General features: G+C 33.2%; 24 protein-coding genes. 8 read left to right on the plus strand and 16 right to left on the minus strand.

The genetic code is table 11. The annotated features are described in order from the left end of the window. Positions 1-11: 11 nt before the first annotated feature. From ACXAG4_RS04930 to ACXAG4_RS04940, 3 genes are read right to left on the minus strand one after another with little or no spacing between them, the layout of a single operon-like run. Positions 12-1,283, minus strand: coding sequence for an MFS transporter (locus ACXAG4_RS04930; protein WP_475294959.1), 1,272 nt, complete (start codon positions 1,281-1,283; stop codon positions 12-14). Positions 1,284-1,286: 3 nt separating this feature from the next. After that, on the minus strand, positions 1,287-2,978 hold the full coding sequence (gene recJ / locus ACXAG4_RS04935) for a single-stranded-DNA-specific exonuclease RecJ (RefSeq protein WP_475294960.1): 1,692 nt from the start codon (positions 2,976-2,978) through the stop codon (positions 1,287-1,289). 60 nt (positions 2,979-3,038) lie between these two features. After that, complete coding sequence (locus tag ACXAG4_RS04940; protein WP_475294961.1) at positions 3,039-3,467, minus strand: OsmC family protein; 429 nt, start codon at positions 3,465-3,467, stop codon at positions 3,039-3,041. A 56-nt stretch (positions 3,468-3,523) separates the two neighbouring features. Here ACXAG4_RS04940 and ACXAG4_RS04945 point away from each other — a divergent pair, with 56 nt between their 5' ends. Then, positions 3,524-4,114: a carboxymuconolactone decarboxylase family protein gene (locus ACXAG4_RS04945; RefSeq protein ID WP_475294962.1), complete on the plus strand. Its 591-nt coding sequence runs from the start codon at positions 3,524-3,526 to the stop codon at positions 4,112-4,114. A gap of 160 nt (positions 4,115-4,274) precedes the next feature. On the opposite strand, the gene ACXAG4_RS04950 is transcribed toward ACXAG4_RS04945, so the two are convergent. The 5 genes from ACXAG4_RS04950 to ACXAG4_RS04970 are packed head-to-tail and all read right to left on the minus strand — an operon-like array spanning position 4,275 to position 7,249. Beyond that, complete coding sequence (locus ACXAG4_RS04950; protein WP_475294963.1) at positions 4,275-4,844, minus strand: uracil-DNA glycosylase family protein; 570 nt, start codon at positions 4,842-4,844, stop codon at positions 4,275-4,277. A gap of 29 nt (positions 4,845-4,873) precedes the next feature. Further along, the gene (locus ACXAG4_RS04955) at positions 4,874-5,218 is read right to left on the minus strand and encodes a HopJ type III effector protein (protein ID WP_475294964.1); all 345 of its coding nucleotides are present in this window, start codon (positions 5,216-5,218) and stop codon (positions 4,874-4,876) included. A gap of 22 nt (positions 5,219-5,240) precedes the next feature. Continuing rightward, complete coding sequence (gene rsmI / locus ACXAG4_RS04960; protein WP_475294965.1) at positions 5,241-5,912, minus strand: 16S rRNA (cytidine(1402)-2'-O)-methyltransferase; 672 nt, start codon at positions 5,910-5,912, stop codon at positions 5,241-5,243. A 3-nt stretch (positions 5,913-5,915) separates the two neighbouring features. Further along, on the minus strand, positions 5,916-6,494 hold the full coding sequence (locus ACXAG4_RS04965) for a pentapeptide repeat-containing protein (protein WP_475294966.1): 579 nt from the start codon (positions 6,492-6,494) through the stop codon (positions 5,916-5,918). Positions 6,495-6,508: 14 nt separating this feature from the next. Beyond that, positions 6,509-7,249: a hypothetical protein gene (locus ACXAG4_RS04970; protein WP_475294967.1), complete on the minus strand. Its 741-nt coding sequence runs from the start codon at positions 7,247-7,249 to the stop codon at positions 6,509-6,511. Between the two features lie 145 nt (positions 7,250-7,394). Here ACXAG4_RS04970 and ACXAG4_RS04975 point away from each other — a divergent pair, with 145 nt between their 5' ends. The 6 genes from ACXAG4_RS04975 (at position 7,395) to ACXAG4_RS05000 (ending at position 14,059) form a co-directional block, all read left to right on the plus strand. Continuing rightward, positions 7,395-8,042 (plus strand): thymidine kinase, encoded by a 648-nt coding sequence (locus ACXAG4_RS04975; protein WP_475294968.1) that lies wholly within the window; start codon positions 7,395-7,397, stop codon positions 8,040-8,042. Beyond that, a complete protein-coding gene (alr, locus tag ACXAG4_RS04980) occupies positions 8,035-9,141 on the plus strand; it encodes an alanine racemase (RefSeq protein ID WP_475294969.1) in 1,107 nt (368 codons plus the stop codon). The genes ACXAG4_RS04975 and alr overlap by 8 nt, the downstream gene beginning before the upstream one ends. A 63-nt stretch (positions 9,142-9,204) precedes the next feature. Next, the gene (gene mscL, locus ACXAG4_RS04985) at positions 9,205-9,606 is read left to right on the plus strand and encodes a large-conductance mechanosensitive channel protein MscL (RefSeq protein WP_475294970.1); all 402 of its coding nucleotides are present in this window, start codon (positions 9,205-9,207) and stop codon (positions 9,604-9,606) included. Between the two features lie 142 nt (positions 9,607-9,748). Next, a complete protein-coding gene (locus tag ACXAG4_RS04990) occupies positions 9,749-10,738 on the plus strand; it encodes an aspartate-semialdehyde dehydrogenase (protein ID WP_475294971.1) in 990 nt (329 codons plus the stop codon). Between the two features lie 85 nt (positions 10,739-10,823). Next, positions 10,824-12,980, plus strand: a complete 2,157-nt coding sequence (locus ACXAG4_RS04995) for a prolyl oligopeptidase family serine peptidase (RefSeq protein WP_475294972.1) — start codon at positions 10,824-10,826, stop codon at positions 12,978-12,980. Positions 12,981-13,138: 158 nt separating this feature from the next. Beyond that, positions 13,139-14,059, plus strand: coding sequence for an ABC transporter ATP-binding protein (locus ACXAG4_RS05000; protein WP_475294973.1), 921 nt, complete (start codon positions 13,139-13,141; stop codon positions 14,057-14,059). Here the strand turns inward: ACXAG4_RS05000 and ACXAG4_RS05005 are convergent. The 7 genes from ACXAG4_RS05005 to pdxA form a co-directional block, all read right to left on the minus strand. Further along, complete coding sequence (locus ACXAG4_RS05005; RefSeq protein WP_475294974.1) at positions 14,051-14,500, minus strand: GreA/GreB family elongation factor; 450 nt, start codon at positions 14,498-14,500, stop codon at positions 14,051-14,053. The genes ACXAG4_RS05000 and ACXAG4_RS05005 overlap by 9 nt on opposite strands. A 169-nt stretch (positions 14,501-14,669) precedes the next feature. Continuing rightward, the gene (accC, locus tag ACXAG4_RS05010; protein WP_475294975.1) at positions 14,670-16,022 is read right to left on the minus strand and encodes an acetyl-CoA carboxylase biotin carboxylase subunit; all 1,353 of its coding nucleotides are present in this window, start codon (positions 16,020-16,022) and stop codon (positions 14,670-14,672) included. 75 nt (positions 16,023-16,097) lie between these two features. Next, complete coding sequence (gene accB, locus ACXAG4_RS05015; protein WP_475294976.1) at positions 16,098-16,574, minus strand: acetyl-CoA carboxylase biotin carboxyl carrier protein; 477 nt, start codon at positions 16,572-16,574, stop codon at positions 16,098-16,100. Positions 16,575-16,605: 31 nt separating this feature from the next. Further along, the gene (locus ACXAG4_RS05020) at positions 16,606-17,598 is read right to left on the minus strand and encodes a beta-ketoacyl-ACP synthase III (protein WP_475294977.1); all 993 of its coding nucleotides are present in this window, start codon (positions 17,596-17,598) and stop codon (positions 16,606-16,608) included. A gap of 180 nt (positions 17,599-17,778) precedes the next feature. Continuing rightward, positions 17,779-17,979, minus strand: coding sequence for a 50S ribosomal protein L32 (rpmF, locus tag ACXAG4_RS05025; RefSeq protein WP_147131740.1), 201 nt, complete (start codon positions 17,977-17,979; stop codon positions 17,779-17,781). 9 nt (positions 17,980-17,988) lie between these two features. Further along, entirely contained in the window at positions 17,989-18,528 is a 540-nt protein-coding gene (locus tag ACXAG4_RS05030; protein WP_475294978.1) for a YceD family protein, read from the minus strand. A gap of 80 nt (positions 18,529-18,608) precedes the next feature. Next, on the minus strand, positions 18,609-19,649 hold the full coding sequence (gene pdxA / locus ACXAG4_RS05035; RefSeq protein WP_475294979.1) for a 4-hydroxythreonine-4-phosphate dehydrogenase PdxA: 1,041 nt from the start codon (positions 19,647-19,649) through the stop codon (positions 18,609-18,611). Between the two features lie 110 nt (positions 19,650-19,759). On the opposite strand from pdxA, the gene ACXAG4_RS05040 reads away from it, so the two are divergent. Then, positions 19,760-20,356 (plus strand): riboflavin synthase, encoded by a 597-nt coding sequence (locus ACXAG4_RS05040; protein ID WP_475294980.1) that lies wholly within the window; start codon positions 19,760-19,762, stop codon positions 20,354-20,356. Here the strand turns inward: ACXAG4_RS05040 and ACXAG4_RS05045 are convergent, their stop codons facing one another. Beyond that, positions 20,357-20,560: a PID-CTERM protein-sorting domain-containing protein gene (locus ACXAG4_RS05045; RefSeq protein WP_475294981.1), complete on the minus strand. Its 204-nt coding sequence runs from the start codon at positions 20,558-20,560 to the stop codon at positions 20,357-20,359. It abuts the gene before it with no gap. Positions 20,561-20,628 lie beyond the last annotated feature (68 nt).

Consider the following 20,628-nt stretch of genomic DNA (forward strand, 5'->3'; position numbering starts at 1 on the left):
TTTAAATGTTTTTAATCTGCATCATTTTCGTGTGCTTCAATATCTTTTCTTAAATCTAAATGTCGTAATATTGGGTTTTTTATTCCAATAGCTACCACGGTAATTAAAGTCATAGTACCACCAAAAACCACAGCTGTTACAGGGCCAAGTAGTTTGGCAGCCAACCCACTTTCAAAAGCACCTAATTCATTTGAAGAACCAACAAACATTGAGTTTACTGATGATACACGTCCGCGCATATCATCGGGTGTTTTAAGTTGTAAAATTGTTTGACGAATTACCATTGAAATACCATCGGCAGCGCCACTTAAAAATAAAGCTGCTACACTTACCCAAAATATATTTGATAAGCCAAAGGCAATAATACAAAGTCCGAAAATAAAAATAGACACCAACAATTTCATACCTGTATTTTTACTAATAGGAATGTATGTTGTTAAAAACATTGTAAGAATACTTCCTAAAGAAATAGAGGCATTTAATATACCAAAGCCCTTTGAGCCAACGTGTAACACATCTTGCGCAAATACTGATAAAAGTGCTACAGTTCCTCCAAATAATACCGCAATCATATCTAACGTTAAAGCGCCTAAAATAGCTTTGTTGTTAAACACAAATTTTACACCTGCCTTTAAACTATCTTTTACAGATTCTTCTGTTTTAGTATTTAAAATAGGTTTCTTTTTAATTTTAAATGTTAAAATAAATGCTAAGGCTACCAAAATAAACACCAAACCAAGGGTTTTATCTACACCCATCCAATGAATAGAAAATCCGCCAAAAAGCGCCCCTAAAACTGCTGCTGTTTTCCAGGTGCTAGTACTCCATGTTGCAGCATTTGGATATATTTTTTTTGGTACAATTAAGGCTATTAAAGAAAATATGGTTGGCCCAATAAACGACCTTAAAAAGCCACCAAAAAACACCAAAGCATAAATACCCCAAAGAATACGTTTTGTAGACCAATTGCCTACAAAATAATCCCAAGTTAAAAAAAAGAGCCCTAAACTAATTAATGAAAACGCTGCAATACACAGTGCTAAAAGGTTGCGTTTTTCTTTTCTATCTACAATATGTCCTGCAAAAAGAGCCATGGTAAATGCTGGAATAATTTCCATTAACCCAATAATGCCAAGACTTAATGGGTCTTTGGTTAAACTATACACTTCCCATTCTATAACAATAAATTGCATAGACCAACCAAAAACTAACAAAAGGCGCATGAGTAAAAAAATATTGAATTCTTTTATACGAAGTGCCGCATACGGATCAGTTTTGGCCATTTGTTAAGCTTTAATATCTCTTAATTTTAGTTGTAATGATACATTACCCTGCCATTCGTTTTCATCAATTGAATACACTGCGCTAAAAGGTTTTTTATCTTTTATAATTTCGTATTTATCACCCATACCAAAACCAATACAAACAATGCTATTACTTTCTGGTTGTGTAACGGTTAACCTCAGGTGTGTTTTATCTTCGCCTACACATTTACCATAACCTGTGTCAACCAAATTTTCGGTCATAAAAACGGGCGTCATATTACTTGGCCCAAAAGGTGCAAATTGTTTTAGTATGCGGTAAAATTTTGGTGTTATATTGGCTAAGCTAATTTGAGCATCAATTTTTACTTCGGGTACTAATAAATTTTTATCAATGGTACTAGCTACTGCATTTTCAAAAGCTGCTTTAAAAGCTTCGTAATTTTCTGGTTCTAGTGTTAAACCCGCAGCGTATTTATGGCCACCAAACTGTTCAATATATTCGCTGCATGCTTCTAAAGCATTATAAACATCAAACCCAACAACAGATCGTGCCGAGGCTGCCAATTTATCACCACTTTTAGTAAAAACTAATGTGGGCCTGTAATAAGTTTCGGTTAATCTAGAAGCCACAATGCCAATAACACCTTTATGCCAAGTTTCATGGTAAACAACAGTAGTAAAACGTTCTTGTTCTTTATGTTCTTCAATTTGTTTAAGAGCTTGGGCAGTAACTTGCTTATCGGTTTCTTTTCTATCAATGTTATAATTTTCTATGTTTTGAGCATGTTTAAGGGCCAAATCATAATCGTCTTCTGCTAATAATGCTACGGCAAAATTACCGTGTTCCATACGTCCGGCCGCATTAATTCTAGGTGCTAGTGTAAAAACAACATCGGTAATTGTTAATGTTGTTTTGTTAAGCTGATCTAAAATAGCTTTAAAACCTGGCCTTGGTTGGGTATTTATTACGTGTAAGCCAAAGTGCGCTAACACTCTATTTTCGCCAGTAATTGGTACAATATCTGCTCCAATGGCAGTAGCTACCAAATCTAAATACGGTAATAAATCTTTGGTGGTTAAACCATCTTTTTCGGCAAGCGCTTGAATTAATTTAAACCCAACGCCACAGCCACAAAGTTCTTTATACGGGTATTCACAATCTGAACGTTTTGGATCTAAAACAGCAACGGCATTGGGTATATTTTCTCCAGGCCTATGGTGATCGCAAATAATAAAATCAATTCCTAACGTTTTGGCATGTGCTACTTTATCTATGGCTTTAATACCACAATCTAAAGCAATAATTAGTGTAAAATCATTTTCTAAAGCAAAATTAATGCCTTTGTATGATACGCCATAACCTTCATCGTACCTATTTGGTACGTATGTATATACTAAATTGTGCTTGGTTTTTAAATAGGTTGACATTAGCGCCACTGCCGTTGTACCATCTACATCATAATCTCCATACACCAAAATATTTTCATTGTTTGCTATGGCTTTTTCTATGCGTGCCACGGCTTTATCCATATCTTTCATTAAATACGGATTGTGAAGGTGTTTTAAACTTGGCCTAAAAAAGTTTTTAGCATCTTCATAGGTTTCTATACCTCTTTGTACTAAAAGTTTGGCTACACTTTCACTTACTTGTAATGAATCTTGTAAATGTTTTACTTTTGATGATTCCGGTTTTGGCTTTAGCGTCCAGCGCATATAATAAATATTTAATTAAAAGTATTTTAGATATACTTTTGGGTAGTTGCAATTATAACTTTAAACACTTTTTTTATGAAAAAAGGTTTCAACATTTACATTGGCAAACTGACGAAACATTTCCATAACCCCGCAGTATTTTTCAATAGATAAATTTACAGCGCGTTGTAGTTTTTTTTCGTCTAAATTATTGCCATAAAAATGAAATTGCATAGTTACTTTATCGTAATATTTTGGATGTTCTTCGGTTAAATTAGCATCAATTTCAATGTTAAAATTATCTACTTCTAACTTCATTTTTTTTATTAATGATGCCACATCTAAACCAGAACAACCCGCTAAACCAGATAGCATTAATGCTTTTGGGCGGTAACCCTCGCTATTACCACCATTCTCAGGGCCTGCATCTATAAATAAATTATGACCAGATGGGTTGGTGCTTTCAAACTTCATATTTCCTAACCACTTTGTTGTGATATGATTTGCCATATTATTGAAATTTTTTGTTTCTTGTATCAGTCAAAAATACTATATAAAAATTACATATGCCTTTAGTAACACCTTTATCTGCAGACCACGATTTAGAAACCAAAAAACTAGCAGAATTTTTTAACGAAACACTTGGGTTTTGCCCAAACTCGGTTTTAACCATGCAGCGTAGACCCGCCATTAGTAAAGCTTTTATAAACTTAAACAAAGCTGTAATGGCTAATGAAGGGCGCGTAACATCTGCCCTTAAACGCATGATTGCTTGGGTTAGCAGTAACGCTACGGGTTGCCGCTACTGTCAGGCACATGCTATTAGAGCTGCAGAACGTTACGGAGCAGAGCAAGAACAACTTGATAATATTTGGGAATATAAAACGCACCCTGCTTTTAATGAGGCTGAACGTGCTGCTTTAGATTTTAGTTTAGCGGCATCTCAAGTACCAAATGCTGTTGATGACACTATAAAAAAACGTTTATACGAACATTGGAATGAAGGTGAAATTGTTGAAATGCTTGGTGTTATTTCACTATTTGGTTACTTAAACCGCTGGAACGATTCTATGGGAACTAGTATTGAAGATGGTGCTGTTGAAAGTGGCCAGCAATATTTAGGGAAACACGGTTGGGATAAAGGAAAGCATGTTTAGATTTTAAAGCGCTTTGCTTTTTGATAGATTAAAAAAACTTCTCTTGAAATGAGAGGTTTTTTTAATGTCGTCATTGTGAACGTAGTGAAGCAATCTATTAAATAAACAGTTATGTATTAAACAGATTACTTCAGTCGTGCCTCCTTCGTAATGACGGGTATTATAAAATTTTCTTAACCCGCCTCCTCAACTCTGGCAATACCTCAACCTCAAACCATGGGTTTTTAGCAAGCCAAAATCTATTACGTGGTGATGGGTGCGGTAATGGCAAAAATTTTGGTAAATAGTCTTGAAAATTAGCTACAGTTTCTGTTAGTGTTTTTTTTGCAGCTTTTCCTAAATAATACTTTTGTGCATACATACCAATTAAAATAACAAGCTCCACATTTTTTAACTCATCAAATAAAGGTTTATGCCATTGGGGTGCACATTCTGGTCTTGGTGGTAAATCGCCTGTTTTTCCTTTTCCTGGATAGCAAAACCCCATAGGAATGATGGCAAATTTGGTCTCATCATAAAACGTTTCATCATATACATCTAACCATTTTCTAAGTTGTTTGCCACTGGCATCGTCCCAAGGAATGCCAGATACATGTACTTTTGTACCAGGTGCCTGACCTATAATTACAATTTTAGAATCTGGATGTGCAGAAACAACAGGTCTAGGCCCTAATAACAAATGTTCTTTGCAAATAGTACATTGTACTATGTTTTGTAGTAGTTGCTGCATTTTAAAAAAAGGTCATTAAAACTCACAGACTATTTCTTTTTTAAAGCTGTTTTTTCAAAAGTTAAACCTTCAAAACCCGTATTCATAAAGTTTCTAATATTTTGGTGGCCTGTACCATTAGGGTCTTTCAACACTTCATTAAAATAGTATTGACCAAAACATGCTAAGGTTTGTGCTTTAGTTAGGGTTTCGGCTTGTGCAAATGCAAATAATTTACATGATCCTGAGTTTTGTCCTTCGGCATTTTCTAAACTTCCATTTTTAAATGCAGTTGGAGTGAATTGATAATTTGATTCTATAACGGCCATAGTTTCTGAAAAGTCTATAGCCTCAGGATTACTTTGTAATTTGCTTTTAAATTCTTGTATGGTCATTTATTTTATTTTTAATTCTATATTATTTTTTTCCGTTTACTACAACAACTATTTCGCCTTTTGGTGGTTTATTAGTATAATATTCTAAAACTTCTTTAGCGGTTCCGCGTACTGTTTCTTCAAATAGTTTTGTAAGTTCTCTAGAAACCGATATTTGCCTGTCTTCACCAAAATACTCACAAAAATGCCCTAGTGTTTTTACTAACTTGTGCGGACTTTCATAAAAAATCATGGTTCGGGTTTCTTCTGCCAATAATAAAAGTCGTGTTTGGCGTCCTTTTTTTACGGGTAAAAAACCTTCAAAAACAAACTTATCGTTTGGTAAGCCAGAGTTTACCAATGCTGGCACAAAAGCGGTTGCTCCGGGTAAACATTCAATATCAATATTATTTTCAATACATGCACGAGAGAGCAAAAAACCAGGATCTGAAATTGCTGGTGTGCCTGCATCACTTACCAAGGCTATTGTGGTGCCTGCTTTAAGTTTTTGAATAATGCTTTCAACCGTTTTATGCTCATTATGCATGTGGTGCGATTGCATAGGTGTTGAAATTTCAAAATGTTTAAGCAATTTGCCCGATGTACGTGTGTCTTCGGCTAAAATTAAATGGGCTTCTTTTAAAACCTCAATGGCTCTAAAAGTGATGTCTTTTAAATTACCAATGGGTGTTGGTACTATATAAAGTTTACTCATAAACTATTCTGAAGAAATTTTTATTTTATACTTGGCCAAAAGCCCCGTTACTGTTTCTAATGAAAATTTAGCGCCTTTTAAATTATTTTTTTCAGGGTCTATTACAAAGTTATTTGATTTTGAAAAATTGGCGTCTTCTAAATTTGTATTATCAAAAACAGCATTTTGCAGGTTACAATTATTAAAAATGGCCTTTTTTAAATTGCTATATGAAAAATCTGTACCTATACATTTTGAGTTGGTAAATACCATTGATGTTAAATTTTTTTGAAAAAAAGAAGCATGATTTAATTGGCAAGACTCTATTTTAATTGAAAAACCAAAATTAGAACATGTTTCAAAATTAACACCCAATAATTTTGAGTTTTTAAATAATACATCTTGAAAACTGGTATCGGTTATATTTGCTGAGCTTAAATTACAATGGTGAAACTCGCAGTTTATAAATCTAATTTGTGATACGTATGAATTTGAAAAATCACAATTTATAAATGTACAGGCATCATATTCACCTTTTTCAAGCCTATTTTTTGTGTAATCAATCTTTTCAAAAACCTCATCATCAACAAACTTATCAGTCATTATTTTTGCTTTGCTTAATTAAATTTAGCTTCAATAATTTCTAAAAAGCGTTCTTCAAATTCCTCTTTACCTTCCCAATTTTGGTAATCTGGTTTTACCATAGTATTTAAAAATTGTTTGGCGTTTAATAAAGAATCGGCAGTATTTATTTGAGAAATCACCCTATCATAATCTTCAGGTTTACCATCAAACAAGTGTTTTATAAATGCTATTTTATCATTAAGCCCAATTTTGAGTCCGCCACTTTTAAGTTTATCGTTTAAAGATTTTTTATCGTCAGTAGCACCTTTTTGTGTTGAAGCGGGTTCAAAAACAGGCATGTTTTTAAAATCTTCGGTTATGGTTTCAAAATCATCTTTTTTAATAATGTCTTGTGGCAGTGCTTTTTCAAAAACAGTATCAATTTCGGGTGCTTGTTCGGGCATGTGCGCTACCATATCTTTAATTGTAGCAATACCGTGTTCCATAATAGCATCTTCTTCAACATCATCTAAATTCACATAAATTTTGTCTTCAACTTCAATATTATCGCTTATTTTATTGTTAAATGCACTGTCTAACATGCCAAAAAATGATGAGTTATTGCCAATTGTAGGAATATCATCTTCAAAATTTTCATGGGCAAATTTTAATACTGAAAGTGTTTCATAAAGCGCAGTAACTTCGGCATGCATTTTTATAACATCTTCTTTTCCTTTTAGTTTTAAAATTCTGTGAGCAATACTAACTAATTCAGACTCTAACTTCTTCTTCATCAATTTTATTTTTTTATGGTTTAATATACCTAAGGTTTTTGTTATTTAAAAAAATTACGCACCTTTATACAAACGAAAATATGCTTTGTTTATTGAACTTATTTAAATGTTTAATGCTGAAATAAGTTCCTGTTAAAATTACAAAATGTTTCTTGAAAATACTGTAAATCATAAAGAACAATTTGGTTGGATTGAAGTTATATGCGGATCTATGTTTTCTGGTAAAACCGAAGAACTTATACGCAGGCTTAAGCGCGCCCAATTTGCAAGACAGAAAGTTGAAATTTTTAAACCTGCTATAGATGTAAGGTATGATGAGGAAATGGTTGTGTCTCATGATGAAAACCAAATACGCTCTACGCCTGTGCCCGCCGCTGCTAATATTCCTATTTTAGCCGATGGCTGTGATGTTGTTGGTATTGACGAAGCTCAATTTTTTGATGATGAAATAGTGCGTGTTTGTAATGACCTTGCCAATAAAGGCATACGTGTTATTGTTGCTGGTTTAGATATGGATTTTAAAGGCAACCCCTTTGGGCCCATGCCTAACCTTATGGCCACTGCCGAATATGTTACCAAAGTACACGCTGTGTGCACACGCACCGGTAATTTAGCCCAATACAGCTACCGTAAAGCTAAAAACGAAAACTTGGTACTTTTAGGTGAAGTAGATGAATATGAACCTTTAAGTAGAGCTGCTTTTTACAAAGCCATGTTACGAGATAAAGTAAGAAACATGGATGTAAACCAACCTAAAGAAATTACCCCAAAAACCAACGAAGATAATGCCTAAAGCGGAAGAAACCGTACTTGAAATAGATTTAAATGCCTTAAAAAAAAACTACACGCATTTAAAAACTAAAATAAACAACAACACCAAATTTATGGCTGTTGTTAAGGCTTTTGCATACGGTAATGATGCGGCTGTAATTGCCAATTATTTACAAACTATGGGTGTAAATTATTTTGCTGTTGCTTATGCTAGTGAAGGCATACAACTACGTAAAGCTGGTATTACAGCTCCTATTTTAGTATTGCATCCTTTACCATCAAATTTTGAAGCTATTATTAAATATTGTTTAGAACCTAATTTGTATAACAGCAAAGTTTTAAATGAATTTATAAATCTTGCAACTACTAAAAGTCAAGAAAATTATCCGGTACATATTAAATTTAACACGGGCTTAAATAGGCTGGGTTTTACTAAAAACGACATTGAATTTATTAGCAATAAACTAGCTGAAACAACAACTATTAAAGTTACATCATTATTTTCACATTTAGTTGCTAGTGAAGATTTAAATGAAAAAGCTTTTACTTTAAACCAAATTAATACGTTTAAAGGTATTGCCAAAAGTTTTTCAAACGCTGTAGGTTATAAACCCATGCTCCATATTTGTAATACATCGGGTATTTTAAATTATCCCGAAGCACATTTTGATATGGTTAGAAGCGGCATTGGTTTGTATGGTTTTGGTAATTCAACCATAGAAAATAAAAACCTAACACCCATTGCCACATTAAAAACTATAATTTCACAAATTCATACCATAAAAAAAGGCGAATCTGTTGGTTATAATCACGGTTTTGTTAGTGATGGAAACTATAAAACAGCAACATTACCTATTGGGCATGCCGATGGTATTGGTAGGCAATATGGTAAACAAAAAGGCTATGTTGTAATAAACGGCAAAAAAGCACCTATTATTGGTAATGTATGTATGGATATGATTATGGTAAACATTACTAATATTGATTGTAATGAAGGTGATGAAGCCATTATTTTTGATAAAAACACAACTGCCGAAGATTTTGCACAAACAGCAAACACCATTTCTTACGAGCTCATTACAGGAATTTCACAACGTGTTAAACGTACATTTTTAAAATAAGCTTATATTTTTTGGTGACTTTTTTGTTACTTTAGTGTCTCACTAACTATAAAATTAAAATTTATGCTTAAAGAATTTAAAGATTTTGCAATGAAGGGCAACCTTGTAGACATTGCAGTAGGTTTTGTTATGGGTGCCGCTTTTAACAAAGTAGTTGCATCATTTACCGGAGGTATTGTATCACCACTAATTGGTTTATTATTTGATACAGACTTCAAAGACTTAAAATACAAATTAAAAGATGGCACTTTAAATGACGCTGGTGAAATGGTAGGTGAAGTATATTTAGAACACGGACAATTTATTACAAACGTACTAGATTTTATAATTGTAGCATTTGTAATGTTTATGGTTGTAAAAGGTGTTAATAAAATGAAGAAAAAAGAAGAGCCAGCTCCTGAAGCACCAAAAGGGCCAAGTCAAGAAGATTTATTAGCCGAAATTAGAGATTTACTTAAAAAATAACAAAATGTTAAATAAATAACAGCTTGTTATTTGTTGTTAAAAAGACCTCGTTTTCAAAAAATTGAGGTCTTTTTTTTGGTTTAAACCTATAATTAATGTCTAATTTTGTGCCCTCAAAGTTCAATTATAAAATATATAAAAAATGAAAGTAGCTGTAGTTGGAGCCACTGGAATGGTAGGCGAAGTGATGCTTAAAGTTCTTGCAGAACGTAATTTTCCAATAACTGAATTAATTCCTGTTGCCTCACAGCGCTCTGTGGGTAAAAAATTAACTTATAAAGGAAATGATTATACCGTTGTTGGTTTAGAAACCGCTGTTTCAATGAAACCAGACATTGCACTATTTTCGGCAGGAGGAGATACCTCTTTAGAATGGGCTCCTAAATTTGCAGAAGTTGGTACTACAGTGGTTGATAATTCTTCTGCTTGGAGAATGGATCCTACAAAAAAACTAGTAGTGCCTGAAATTAACGCATCTGTTTTAACCAAAGAAGATAAAATTATAGCAAACCCAAACTGTTCAACAATACAGTTGGTTATGGCATTAAATCCGCTTCACAAAAAATATAAAATGAAACGTGTGGTTGTTTCTACATACCAATCTGTTTCTGGTACAGGTGTTAAAGCTGTAAAACAATTAGAAAACGAAATTGCCGGTATTGAAGGCGAAATGGCGTACCCATACCCAATTGGTAGAAACGCATTACCACACTGTGATGTGTTTTTGGAAAATGGCTACACCAAAGAGGAAATGAAACTGGCTAGAGAACCTCAAAAAATTATGGACGACAGAACATTTTCTGTTTCTGCTACAGCGGTTAGAATTCCTACTGCTGGCGGACACAGTGAATCTGTAAATGTTGAGTTTGAAAACGATTTTGATTTAACTGAAGTACGTCAACTACTTAGCCAAACACCTGGTGTTGTTGTACAAGATGATTTGGCTAACAATGCCTACCCAATGCCTATTTTTGCGCACAATAAAGATGAGGTATTTGTTGGAAGAATTAGAAGAGACGAAACACAACCAAATACATTAAATATGTGGATAGTTGCCGATAACCTTCGTAAAGGTGCTGCAACCAACACAGTTCAAATAGCTGAATATTTAATTGAAAATAATTTAGTATAATTCAATTTTCATTAAAAGATTGTTAAAGGCTTCTGTATTTTGCAGAAGCTTTTTCTATTTTTGGTAAAACTAAAAAATGCAATCAATGAAAAAAATACTAATTGCTACACTTAGCTTATCCTTGTTTGTAGCCTGCAAAAAAGAAAATCAAACAAAAAAAACAATAGCTGTGAATTACCCAGAAACCAAAACAGTTAATACCACAAACACTTACTTTGGCGAAGAAGTAAAAGACCCATACCGTTGGTTGGAAGATGATATGAGTGAACAAACCGCTGCTTGGGTTAAAGCACAAAACACAACAACATTTGGGTATTTAGACAATATTCCGTTTAGAAAAGATTTAAAAGAGCGTTTAGAAAAACTTTGGAACTACGAAAAAGTTAGTGCACCTTTTAAAGAAGGTAACTATACCTATTTTTCGAAAAACAACGGATTACAAAACCAAAATGTAATTTACAGAACCAACAAAAACGGTAATGAAGAGGTGTTTTTAGATCCCAATACGTTTTCTAAAGACGGTACTGTTTCTCTTGGTGGTTTAAGTTTTTCAAAAGATGGTAGCATTTTGGCCTATTCTATTTCTGAAGGTGGTAGCGATTGGCGAAAAATTATCATAATGAATACCGAAACTAAACAAGTAGTTGAAGACACCTTGGTTGATGTAAAGTTTTCGCAAATTTCATGGTACAAAAACGAAGGCTTCTACTACTCTAGTTATGATAAACCTAAAGGAAGTGAGCTTTCTGCTAAAACAGATCAGCATAAAGTATACTATCACAAACTTGGTACTTCACAAAAAGAAGATTCGCTTATTTACGGTGGTACCGCCAACGAAAAACACCGTTACATTTATGCTGAAGTAACTGATGATGATAAATACCTAATAATTACACCACGTATTTCTACAACTGGTAACAAACTTTTTATTAAAGATTTAACGAAACCTAACAGCAAATTAATAACCGTTTTAAATGATACTAATAGCAATACATCTGTAATTGATACCAAAGAATCTACATTATATTTAGTTACAAATTTAAATGCTCCAAACAAACGCTTAGTAAAAGTTGATGTTGCTAACCCAACGCCTGAAAATTGGGAAGATGTTATTCCTGAAACAGACAATGTTTTATCAGTTTCAACTTCTGGAAACTATTTTATTGCAGAGTATATGGTTGATGCTGTTTCACAAGTAAAACAGTACGATTATAATGGAAAACTAATTAGAGAAATTACACTTCCAGGTATTGGTAGTGTTGGTGGTTTTGGTAGTAAAAAAGACGAAAATATTGACTATTTTTCTTTTACCAACTACAACACGCCATCTAGTATTTACAAACTTAATTTAAAAACTGGCGAAGTAGCTCTTCATTGGAAACCTGCCATAGCTTTTAATAGCAGTGATTATGAAAGTAATCAAGTTTTCTACACATCAAAAGATGGTACAAAAGTACCAATGATAATTACACACAAAAAAGGCATAGAATTAAACGGAAAAAACCCAACAATACTATATGGTTACGGTGGCTTTAACGTAAGTTTAAACCCATCTTTTAAAATTACAATGGCCGTTTGGATGGAACAAGGTGGTATTTATGCTGTTCCTAATTTACGTGGCGGTGGTGAATATGGTAAAAAATGGCACGATGCCGGCACACAAATGCAAAAACAAAATGTATTTGATGATTTTATTGCTGCTGGCGAATATTTAATTGAAAATAAGTACACATCATCTGATTACTTAGCTATTAGTGGCGGATCTAACGGCGGCCTATTAGTTGGCGCAACTATGATACAAAGGCCAGATCTAGCTAAAGTAGCCTTACCTGCTGTGGGCGTTTTAGATATGTTACGCTACCACACATTTACTGCCGGTGCTGGTTGGGCTTATGATTATGGCACTGCCGAAGACAGTAAAGCTATGTTTGAATATTTAAAAGGTTACTCACCGGTACATAATGTAAAATCGGGTACAGAATATCCTGCAACCTTAGTTACAACAGGCGATCATGATGATCGTGTAGTACCAGCACACAGTTTTAAATTTGCTTCAGAATTACAAGCAAAACAAACAGGAAATAATCCTACTTTAATTAGAATTGAAACCAATGCGGGCCACGGTGCAGGAACACCTGTAAGTAAAACTATTGAACAATATGCCGATATTTTTGGCTTTACACTTTATAATATGGGTTTTGAAGTATTACCTAGTAAAACACAAGAAAAAGTTAAGGGTTAGTACAAATCTAATATCTATTTAAAAAGTATAGACCAGTAAAATTTAATACTTTACTGGTCTTTTTTTGTCTTTTAAAATCTCTTGAAAAATATATTAATAAGTCATTCTTCCTTCTTAATATCAACATCATTTTTTATACTATTTTTACAACTCAAAATATGCTAGAAGTAAAAAATATATGGTTTGGTTATGGTGAAAAACCTACATTAAAAAACATCAGTTTTAACGTAGCTGCTGGCGAGCACCTTTCTATTATTGGTGAAAGTGGCTCAGGAAAAAGTACACTTATTAAATTGCTTTATGGCGAATACGATTTAAACCAAGGCAGCATTTTTTGGAAAAATACACAAATTTTAGGGACTGCTTATAACTTAGTAATTGGGTACGATTTTATAAAATACGTAGCCCAAGAATTTGATTTAATGCCATACACAACAGTAGCCGAAAATATTGGCGATTTCCTTTCAAATTTTTATCCTGAAGAGAAACAAAAACGCATTAATGAACTGCTTGAAGTTGTAGAATTAACGCATTTAGCAAACACAAAAGTAAAATTATTAAGCGGCGGCCAAAAGCAACGTGTGGCTTTGGCAAGAGCTATTGCTAAACAACCCGAAATTATATTATTAGACGAGCCTTTTAGCCATATTGATAATTTTAAAAAGCAAACCCTAAGACGCCGTTTTTTTAAATACCTAAAAGAAAAAAACATTGCCTGTATTGTTGCCACACACGATAAAAATGATGTGCTACCTTTTGCTGATAAAATGATTGTTTTAAGCAACAATGAAGTGGTGGCTAATAACACACCTCAAAATTTATATAACAACCCTAAAACACCTTTAATTGCTTCTTTTTTTGATGAATTTAACCATATTGAACCTTTAGGTTTGGTATATGCACATCAAATTAAAATTATTGAACATTCAAACTTAAAAGCAACCGTAAAACATTGTTATTACAACGGAAACCATTATTTAATTGAAGCTATTTTAAATAATCAATTAATATTGTTTCAACATAAAAATAGTATTGAAATAAATACTGTTGTATGTTTAGAAGTGGTTAAATTAAACTAGTTTTTCAATTTTAAATTGTGTATTTCTAAAACTTATAGTGTCACCTACTGTTTTCCCTAACAATAATTTTGCAATAGGTGTGCTAGCCGAAATAGCGTAAAATGTAGTATTTTCAAATTGTATTTCACCTGCACTAATGGCTATAAAATAATGAATGCCAGAAGTATAAATAACGCTACCTAAACTTACTGTTTCTGAAGATTTAGTTACATCAATTTTAGATAAAATTTCTTTTGTTTTTTGAATTTCAGAAAGTTGCTTACCTGCCTTTTCACGTTCTAATTGCAACATGGCTCTACCAGTTTCGTGTTTATCGCCCGCAGTACTTTTTGTTTCAGTTGTAAGTGATGTTTGAATATCTTTTATAGCCGTTTCAACCGTTTTAAGTCGGTTATCAATAAAAGCTTCACATTCTTTATACAGCGTTTCTTTAATGTTCATGCCGCTAAATTACTGCTTTTAGATAGAATTTGGCATTTAAATTTATAATTACACTTTGAGTACTTTTTGTGTAATAACTAGAGTTGATTACTAAATTAATATAGCATAGATTTTTTCTGAATAAGTACAAATAAAAAACTCCGAAATTGCTTTCGGAGTTTTTACTTTATTAATCTTCTGAAACGTTTTTCATTTTGAAATCTTCCATAAACTTAGTGGTATAATTGCCATCTAAATAATCTGGGTGCTCCATTAGTTGCCTATGAAAAGGTATGGTTGTTTTAATACCTTCAATAACAAACTCATCTAAAGCGCGTTTCATTTTGCTTATTGCTTCTTCTCTTGTTTGCGCAGTTGTAATTAACTTGGCAATCATAGAATCATAATTTGGCGGTATTGAGTAACCCGCGTACACATGGGTATCTAACCTCACACCATGACCACCTGGTGCATGAAGTACGGTGATTTTACCAGGTGATGGCCTAAAATCATTAAACGGATCTTCAGCATTAATTCTACATTCAATAGAGTGTAGTTTTGGCTCATAATGTTTACCAGAAATAGGCACACCTGCTGCCACTAATATTTGCTCACGTATTAAATCAAAATCAATTACCTGTTCTGTAATTGGGTGCTCTACTTGAATACGCGTGTTCATTTCCATGAAGTAGAAGTTTCTGTGTTTATCAACTAAAAACTCTACAGTTCCTGCACCTTCGTACTTAATATATTCTGCGGCACGTACAGCGGCTTCTCCCATTTCTTTACGAAGCTTTTTAGTCATAAAAGGAGAAGGAACTTCTTCTGTTAATTTTTGATGACGACGTTGCACTGAGCAGTCTCTTTCAGATAAATGGCATGCTTTACCTGTAGAATCTCCTACAATTTGAATTTCAATATGTCTTGGTTCTTCAATAAGTTTTTCCATGTACATATCGTCATTTCCAAAGGCAGCTTTACTTTCTTGTCTTGCAGAATCCCAAGCAGCTTTTAAGTCTTCTTTTTTGAAAACTCCACGCATACCTTTACCACCACCGCCGGCAGAGGCTTTAAGCATTACTGGATAGCCTACTTCTTCGGCTAGTTTTTCACACTCTTCATAAGTTTCTATTACACCTTCACTTCCTGGTACACATGGAACACCTGCAGCTTTCATGGTAGCTTTGGCGTTTGCCTTGTCTCCCATTTTATCAATCATTTCAGGTGAAGCGCCTATGAATTTTATACCGTGTTCTGCACAAATTTTTGAAAATTTTGCGTTTTCTGAAAGAAACCCGTATCCTGGGTGGATACCATCGGCATTTGTAATTTCTGCAGCTGCTATTATATTAGACATTTTTAAATAAGACTCGCTACTTGGTGCAGGCCCTATACAAACCGCTTCATCGGCAAACTTTACGTGTAAGCTTTCTTCATCGGCTTTTGAATAAACCGCTACGGTTTTAATGCCCATTTCTTTACAGGTTCTAATAACACGTAATGCTATTTCCCCTCTATTGGCTACTAATATTTTTTTAAACATAACGTAATAATTTTTAAAATCTCAAATTCCAAATTCCAACAAATTGGGATTTGCTTTCTGGAATTTTAAAATTGGTTATGATGGATCTACTAAAAATAATGGCTGATCAAACTCAACTGGCGAAGAATCATCCACTAAAATTTTAACTATTTTACCAGAAACTTCAGATTCAATTTCATTGAAAAGTTTCATAGCTTCAATAATACAAAGCACATCACCTTCGGCAATTGTTTGCCCTACTTCAACAAATAATGGCTTGTCTGGTGATGGTTTTCTATAAAAAGTACCAATTATTGGTGATTTTATTGTAATGTATTTAGATTCTTCATTAGCAGGTGCTGCAGGTGCAGCTGGTTCGGCCGCTACAGGAGGTGCTGCAACGTGTGCTATTTGAGGTACAGGAGCAGCAGCTGGTACTTGGTGTACTATGGTTGCTTCTGAGTCTGATCCTGTTTTAATAGTGATTTTAATATCATCCATTTCTAATTTAACCTCACTTGCACCAGATTTAGCTACAAATTTGATTAAGTTTTGAATCTCTTTAATATCCATAATTTTACTAATTAGTTATTGGTTAGTTTAATTAATTATATGCCCATTTTAAATAAATGGCTCCCCAATTAAATCCGCCACCAAAAGCAGCGAATATTATGTTATCTCCTTTTTTAAGTTGTTTTTCGTAGTCGTTTAATAATAATGGTAAAGTTGCAGATGTTGTGTTACCATATTTTTGAATGTTCATCATAACCTTTTCTGGTTCTAAATCCATTCTTTCAGCAGTAGCATCAATAATACGTTTATTGGCTTGGTGTGCCGCTAACCACGCTACATCATTTTTTGTAAGTTTATTGCGCTCTAAAATTTTCATGGTAGCATCTGCCATATTAAATACGGCATTTTTAAATACGGTTCTTCCTTCTTGAAATGCGTATTGCTCACCATTGTCTATAGCCTCATGGGTAAGTGGTTTTACTGATCCACCTGCTGGTGCTTGTAAAAAATCTCTTCCGCTACCATCACTTCTTAAGTATTCATCTTGCAAACCTAAACCTTCATTGTTTGGCTCAAATAATACGGCACCAGCGCCATCACCAAAAATAATACAGGTTGCTCTATCTTTATAATTGATGATAGAAGACATTTTATCGGCACCAATTAATAATACCTTTTTATATCTTCCAGATTCAATATAACTTGAAGCAGTTGACATACCGTATAAAAAACTAGAACATGCTGCATCCATATCAAAAGTGAAGGCGTTTGTTGCCCCAATTTTGTGTGCAGTGTATGATGCTGTTGAAGCAGCTTTCATGTCTGGTGTTGCTGTTGCAACAATAACCAAATCTATTTCTTGCGGGTTTAATCCTTTTTTCTCAATTAAATCTTGAGCAGCCTTAATGGCTAAAAATGACGTGCCTTTGCCTTCTTCTTTTAGAATTCTACGCTCTTTTATGCCTGTTCGGGTGGTAATCCACTCATCATTAGTATCAACCATTGTTTCAAGAATTTGATTGGTTAACACGTAATCTGGCACATATGCGCCTACAGCCGTTATTGCCGCTGAAATTTTACTCATAATTTGATAGTTAAATTGACTAAAAAATCATTAAACTTTAACAAAAACACTCAAAATTTGGTGAAAACTACTAAATTTTGAGCTAAAAACACATTAATATGCTGTTTTTGTAATTATAAAAAGCAAGTCATAAAAAAAAACGCTCACTAGTGAGCGTTTTATATTATGCGCGCATAAAACTTAGGCCGCGTTTTCTTCTGCAGAGTTGTCTATTAATACCTGACCTCTGTAGTATAATTTTCCTTCATGCCAGTGAGCTCTATGGTATAAATGAGCTTCTCCTGTTGTTGGGCAAGTAGCAATCTGTGGCACAGATGCTTTATAATGTGTTCTTCTCTTATCTCTTCTTGTTTTAGAGATTTTTCTCTTAGGATGTGCCATTTTCTATTGTTATTTATCCGTTAATAGTTTTTTTAATGTATTCCATCGAGGGTCAATGTCCTCTTCTTTTTCTTTATTTTCGTTAAGCTTTGGGCTTAATTCTTCTAATTTTTTAAGTATTTCAGACCCTAATGTGCCGTCTTTTACACCTGGGTGTACTCTTTTAATTGGTACTGCTAATATTATTAGCTCATAAATGTATTGTTGAATACTTATTTCATAAGTGCCGTGTGGTACTATTAAAATGTCTTCGTATTCATCATTATATTCTTCACCAAATTTAACCACCAAATCAAACTCACTTTCAATAGTTTGGTTGTATGGTTCATTTGTTAAATCGCAATTAACGTTAACAAATCCTTCGGCTTTAAAATGTAATTCTAGTAATGTTGACTTTTTTTCTAAAGTAACGTTTACTTTTACATTAACATCATTAAATTCCTGATACTCAAAATAATCAAAGAACGCTTGAGCTATTTCATACTCAAAATGATGCTTTCCTACTTTTAATCCTACAAATTGGATTACATATTCTTTCAATGGCTTCATTATCACATCTATTTTGAGCCTGCAAATATATGAAATTTTATATTATGCAACATTACTTATAAACATTTTTTTGTTTATATCTATTTTTGCTGTTTTTTTAAGGCGTTTTGCGTAAGTTGCTCATATTCAATTCTATTTTTATAAATTTTTATTGCAGCAAACAACGCTTCTTTAAACGAACTTTCATCGGCTTGTCCTTTTCCTGCTATTTCAAAGGCTGTTCCGTGGTCTGGAGAAGTTCTAACCTTACTTAATCCTGCTGTGTAATTTACACCTTGCCCAAATGATAATGTTTTAAATGGTATTAAACCTTGGTCATGATATGTGGCAATAATGGCATCAAAATTTTTGAAATTGTTTGATCCAAAAAAGCTATCTGCAGCATAAGGGCCAAAAACTAACATGCCTTTTTCTTTTATTTTCTTAAGTGTTGGCCTCAAAACCTCATCATCTTCTTTTCCAATAACACCATTATCACCTGTATGCGGATTTATACCTAAAACAGCAATTTTTGGTTTTGATATTTTGAAATCTTTCACCAAAGAATCATGTATTGTATTAATTTTTTTTGTTGTGAGCGCTTCAGTTATATGGTTAACAACGTCTTTAACTGGTACGTGATCTGTTAGCAAACCAACTCGTAATCCGTTACTTATCATAAACATTAAGCTTTCACCCTTTAATTCTTGTGCTAAAAAATCTGTATGTCCTGGAAAATTAAATTCTTTAGATTGAATATTGAATTTGTTTATTGGTGCTGTTAGTAAAACATCTACTTCATCATTTTTTAAAGCGTTGGTTGCTGTTTTTAATGATTTTATAGCGTAGGTGCCAATTTTAACATCTTCTTTACCAAACTCAATTTTTACAGGTTCGTTCCAACAGTTAAACACATTTACTTTACCGTGCGCTAACTGATTAATGTTATTTATATTGTGAAAATTTATACCCGATTTAAAATGTGATTTAAAAAAATTCATAGTTTTTGCCGATGCAAAAATTACGGGCGTACAAAAATCTAAAATACGATTATCTTCAAAGGTTTTTAATATTATTTCACTACCAATACCATTTAAATCGCCTACTGATATACCTACTACTATTTGTGCGTCTTTCTTCATTAAAATAATAACTAATATTTAAAATTTCCATTTAACTACTATCTCGTTTTAAATGAAAAAATTCATGTATTTTTGATGTTGCAAATTTAACCAAATAAACAGATTAAATTATGTTTACCGGAATTATTGAAGATATTGGCACCATAACCAACCTACAAAACCAAGATACAAACCTACATATTACTGTAAAAAGCAGCATAACTCCTGAACTTAAAATAGACCAAAGTGTGTCGCATAATGGCGTTTGTTTAACGGTTGTGAGTTTAAATGACAATGAATATACCGTAACTGCTATAAAGGAAACTTTAAATAAAACTAACCTATCACACTTAAAAATGGGTGATAAAGTTAATTTAGAACGTGCCATGAAATTAGGAGACAGACTTGATGGCCATATTGTACAAGGGCACGTAGACCAAACTGGTGTTTGTAAAGCAATAACCGAAGAAAATGGTAGCTGGGTATTTACCTTTGAATATGATAGCTCATTAAACAACATTACTATTGAAAAAGGCTCAATTACTGTAAATGGTACTAGTTTAACAGTTGTAAATTCTGAAAAAAACAGTTTTAGCGTTGCAATAATACCCTACACATACAAGCACACAAACTTTAACACATTTAAAGTTGGTACAGTTATTAATTTAGAATTTGATGTTTTAGGAAAGTACGTTTCAAAATTGGTTAGCATGAACCAACTTAAATAACTATTTTTTAAAATTTGGGGAAACTAATTTTTTTACGCCATAACATAAAGCAAAAATAGCACCTAGAATTACACCGCCATCAATAGGAAAACCCGGTGGTGGCACTGGTGGTGCTGGAGGCGGTGGTGCCGTTTGCGATAGGCATACAAAACTTATTAATACAAATAAGATTGAGGCAAATATTCTTTTATTTTGTATTGTCATTTGTTCACAAATGTAAAAAAAAAAGTGAGCTGATAAAACAAATTAAGGTATTTTTCAATAAAAAAACA

The sequence above is a fragment of the Seonamhaeicola sp. ABD4_175 genome (assembly GCF_056160885.1).

What these genes read in the sequence shown, in the direction of transcription:
- ACXAG4_RS04930 (WP_475294959.1), bottom strand. Translation starts at nt 1,283, where the DNA reads ATGGCCAAAACTGATCCGTATGCGGCACTTCGTATAAAAGAATTCAAT.
- recJ (WP_475294960.1), bottom strand. Translation starts at nt 2,978, where the DNA reads ATGCGCTGGACGCTAAAGCCAAAACCGGAATCATCAAAAGTAAAACAT.
- ACXAG4_RS04940 (WP_475294961.1), bottom strand. Translation starts at nt 3,467, where the DNA reads ATGGCAAATCATATCACAACAAAGTGGTTAGGAAATATGAAGTTTGAA.
- ACXAG4_RS04945 (WP_475294962.1), top strand. Translation starts at nt 3,524, where the DNA reads ATGCCTTTAGTAACACCTTTATCTGCAGACCACGATTTAGAAACCAAA.
- ACXAG4_RS04950 (WP_475294963.1), bottom strand. Translation starts at nt 4,844, where the DNA reads ATGCAGCAACTACTACAAAACATAGTACAATGTACTATTTGCAAAGAA.
- ACXAG4_RS04955 (WP_475294964.1), bottom strand. Translation starts at nt 5,218, where the DNA reads ATGACCATACAAGAATTTAAAAGCAAATTACAAAGTAATCCTGAGGCT.
- rsmI (WP_475294965.1), bottom strand. Translation starts at nt 5,912, where the DNA reads ATGAGTAAACTTTATATAGTACCAACACCCATTGGTAATTTAAAAGAC.
- ACXAG4_RS04965 (WP_475294966.1), bottom strand. Translation starts at nt 6,494, where the DNA reads ATGACTGATAAGTTTGTTGATGATGAGGTTTTTGAAAAGATTGATTAC.
- ACXAG4_RS04970 (WP_475294967.1), bottom strand. Translation starts at nt 7,249, where the DNA reads ATGAAGAAGAAGTTAGAGTCTGAATTAGTTAGTATTGCTCACAGAATT.
- ACXAG4_RS04975 (WP_475294968.1), top strand. Translation starts at nt 7,395, where the DNA reads ATGTTTCTTGAAAATACTGTAAATCATAAAGAACAATTTGGTTGGATT.
- alr (WP_475294969.1), top strand. Translation starts at nt 8,035, where the DNA reads ATGCCTAAAGCGGAAGAAACCGTACTTGAAATAGATTTAAATGCCTTA.
- mscL (WP_475294970.1), top strand. Translation starts at nt 9,205, where the DNA reads ATGCTTAAAGAATTTAAAGATTTTGCAATGAAGGGCAACCTTGTAGAC.
- ACXAG4_RS04990 (WP_475294971.1), top strand. Translation starts at nt 9,749, where the DNA reads ATGAAAGTAGCTGTAGTTGGAGCCACTGGAATGGTAGGCGAAGTGATG.
- ACXAG4_RS04995 (WP_475294972.1), top strand. Translation starts at nt 10,824, where the DNA reads ATGAAAAAAATACTAATTGCTACACTTAGCTTATCCTTGTTTGTAGCC.
- ACXAG4_RS05000 (WP_475294973.1), top strand. Translation starts at nt 13,139, where the DNA reads ATGCTAGAAGTAAAAAATATATGGTTTGGTTATGGTGAAAAACCTACA.
- ACXAG4_RS05005 (WP_475294974.1), bottom strand. Translation starts at nt 14,500, where the DNA reads ATGAACATTAAAGAAACGCTGTATAAAGAATGTGAAGCTTTTATTGAT.
- accC (WP_475294975.1), bottom strand. Translation starts at nt 16,022, where the DNA reads ATGTTTAAAAAAATATTAGTAGCCAATAGAGGGGAAATAGCATTACGT.
- accB (WP_475294976.1), bottom strand. Translation starts at nt 16,574, where the DNA reads ATGGATATTAAAGAGATTCAAAACTTAATCAAATTTGTAGCTAAATCT.
- ACXAG4_RS05020 (WP_475294977.1), bottom strand. Translation starts at nt 17,598, where the DNA reads ATGAGTAAAATTTCAGCGGCAATAACGGCTGTAGGCGCATATGTGCCA.
- rpmF (WP_147131740.1), bottom strand. Translation starts at nt 17,979, where the DNA reads ATGGCACATCCTAAGAGAAAAATCTCTAAAACAAGAAGAGATAAGAGA.
- ACXAG4_RS05030 (WP_475294978.1), bottom strand. Translation starts at nt 18,528, where the DNA reads ATGAAGCCATTGAAAGAATATGTAATCCAATTTGTAGGATTAAAAGTA.
- pdxA (WP_475294979.1), bottom strand. Translation starts at nt 19,649, where the DNA reads ATGAAGAAAGACGCACAAATAGTAGTAGGTATATCAGTAGGCGATTTA.
- ACXAG4_RS05040 (WP_475294980.1), top strand. Translation starts at nt 19,760, where the DNA reads ATGTTTACCGGAATTATTGAAGATATTGGCACCATAACCAACCTACAA.
- ACXAG4_RS05045 (WP_475294981.1), bottom strand. Translation starts at nt 20,560, where the DNA reads ATGACAATACAAAATAAAAGAATATTTGCCTCAATCTTATTTGTATTA.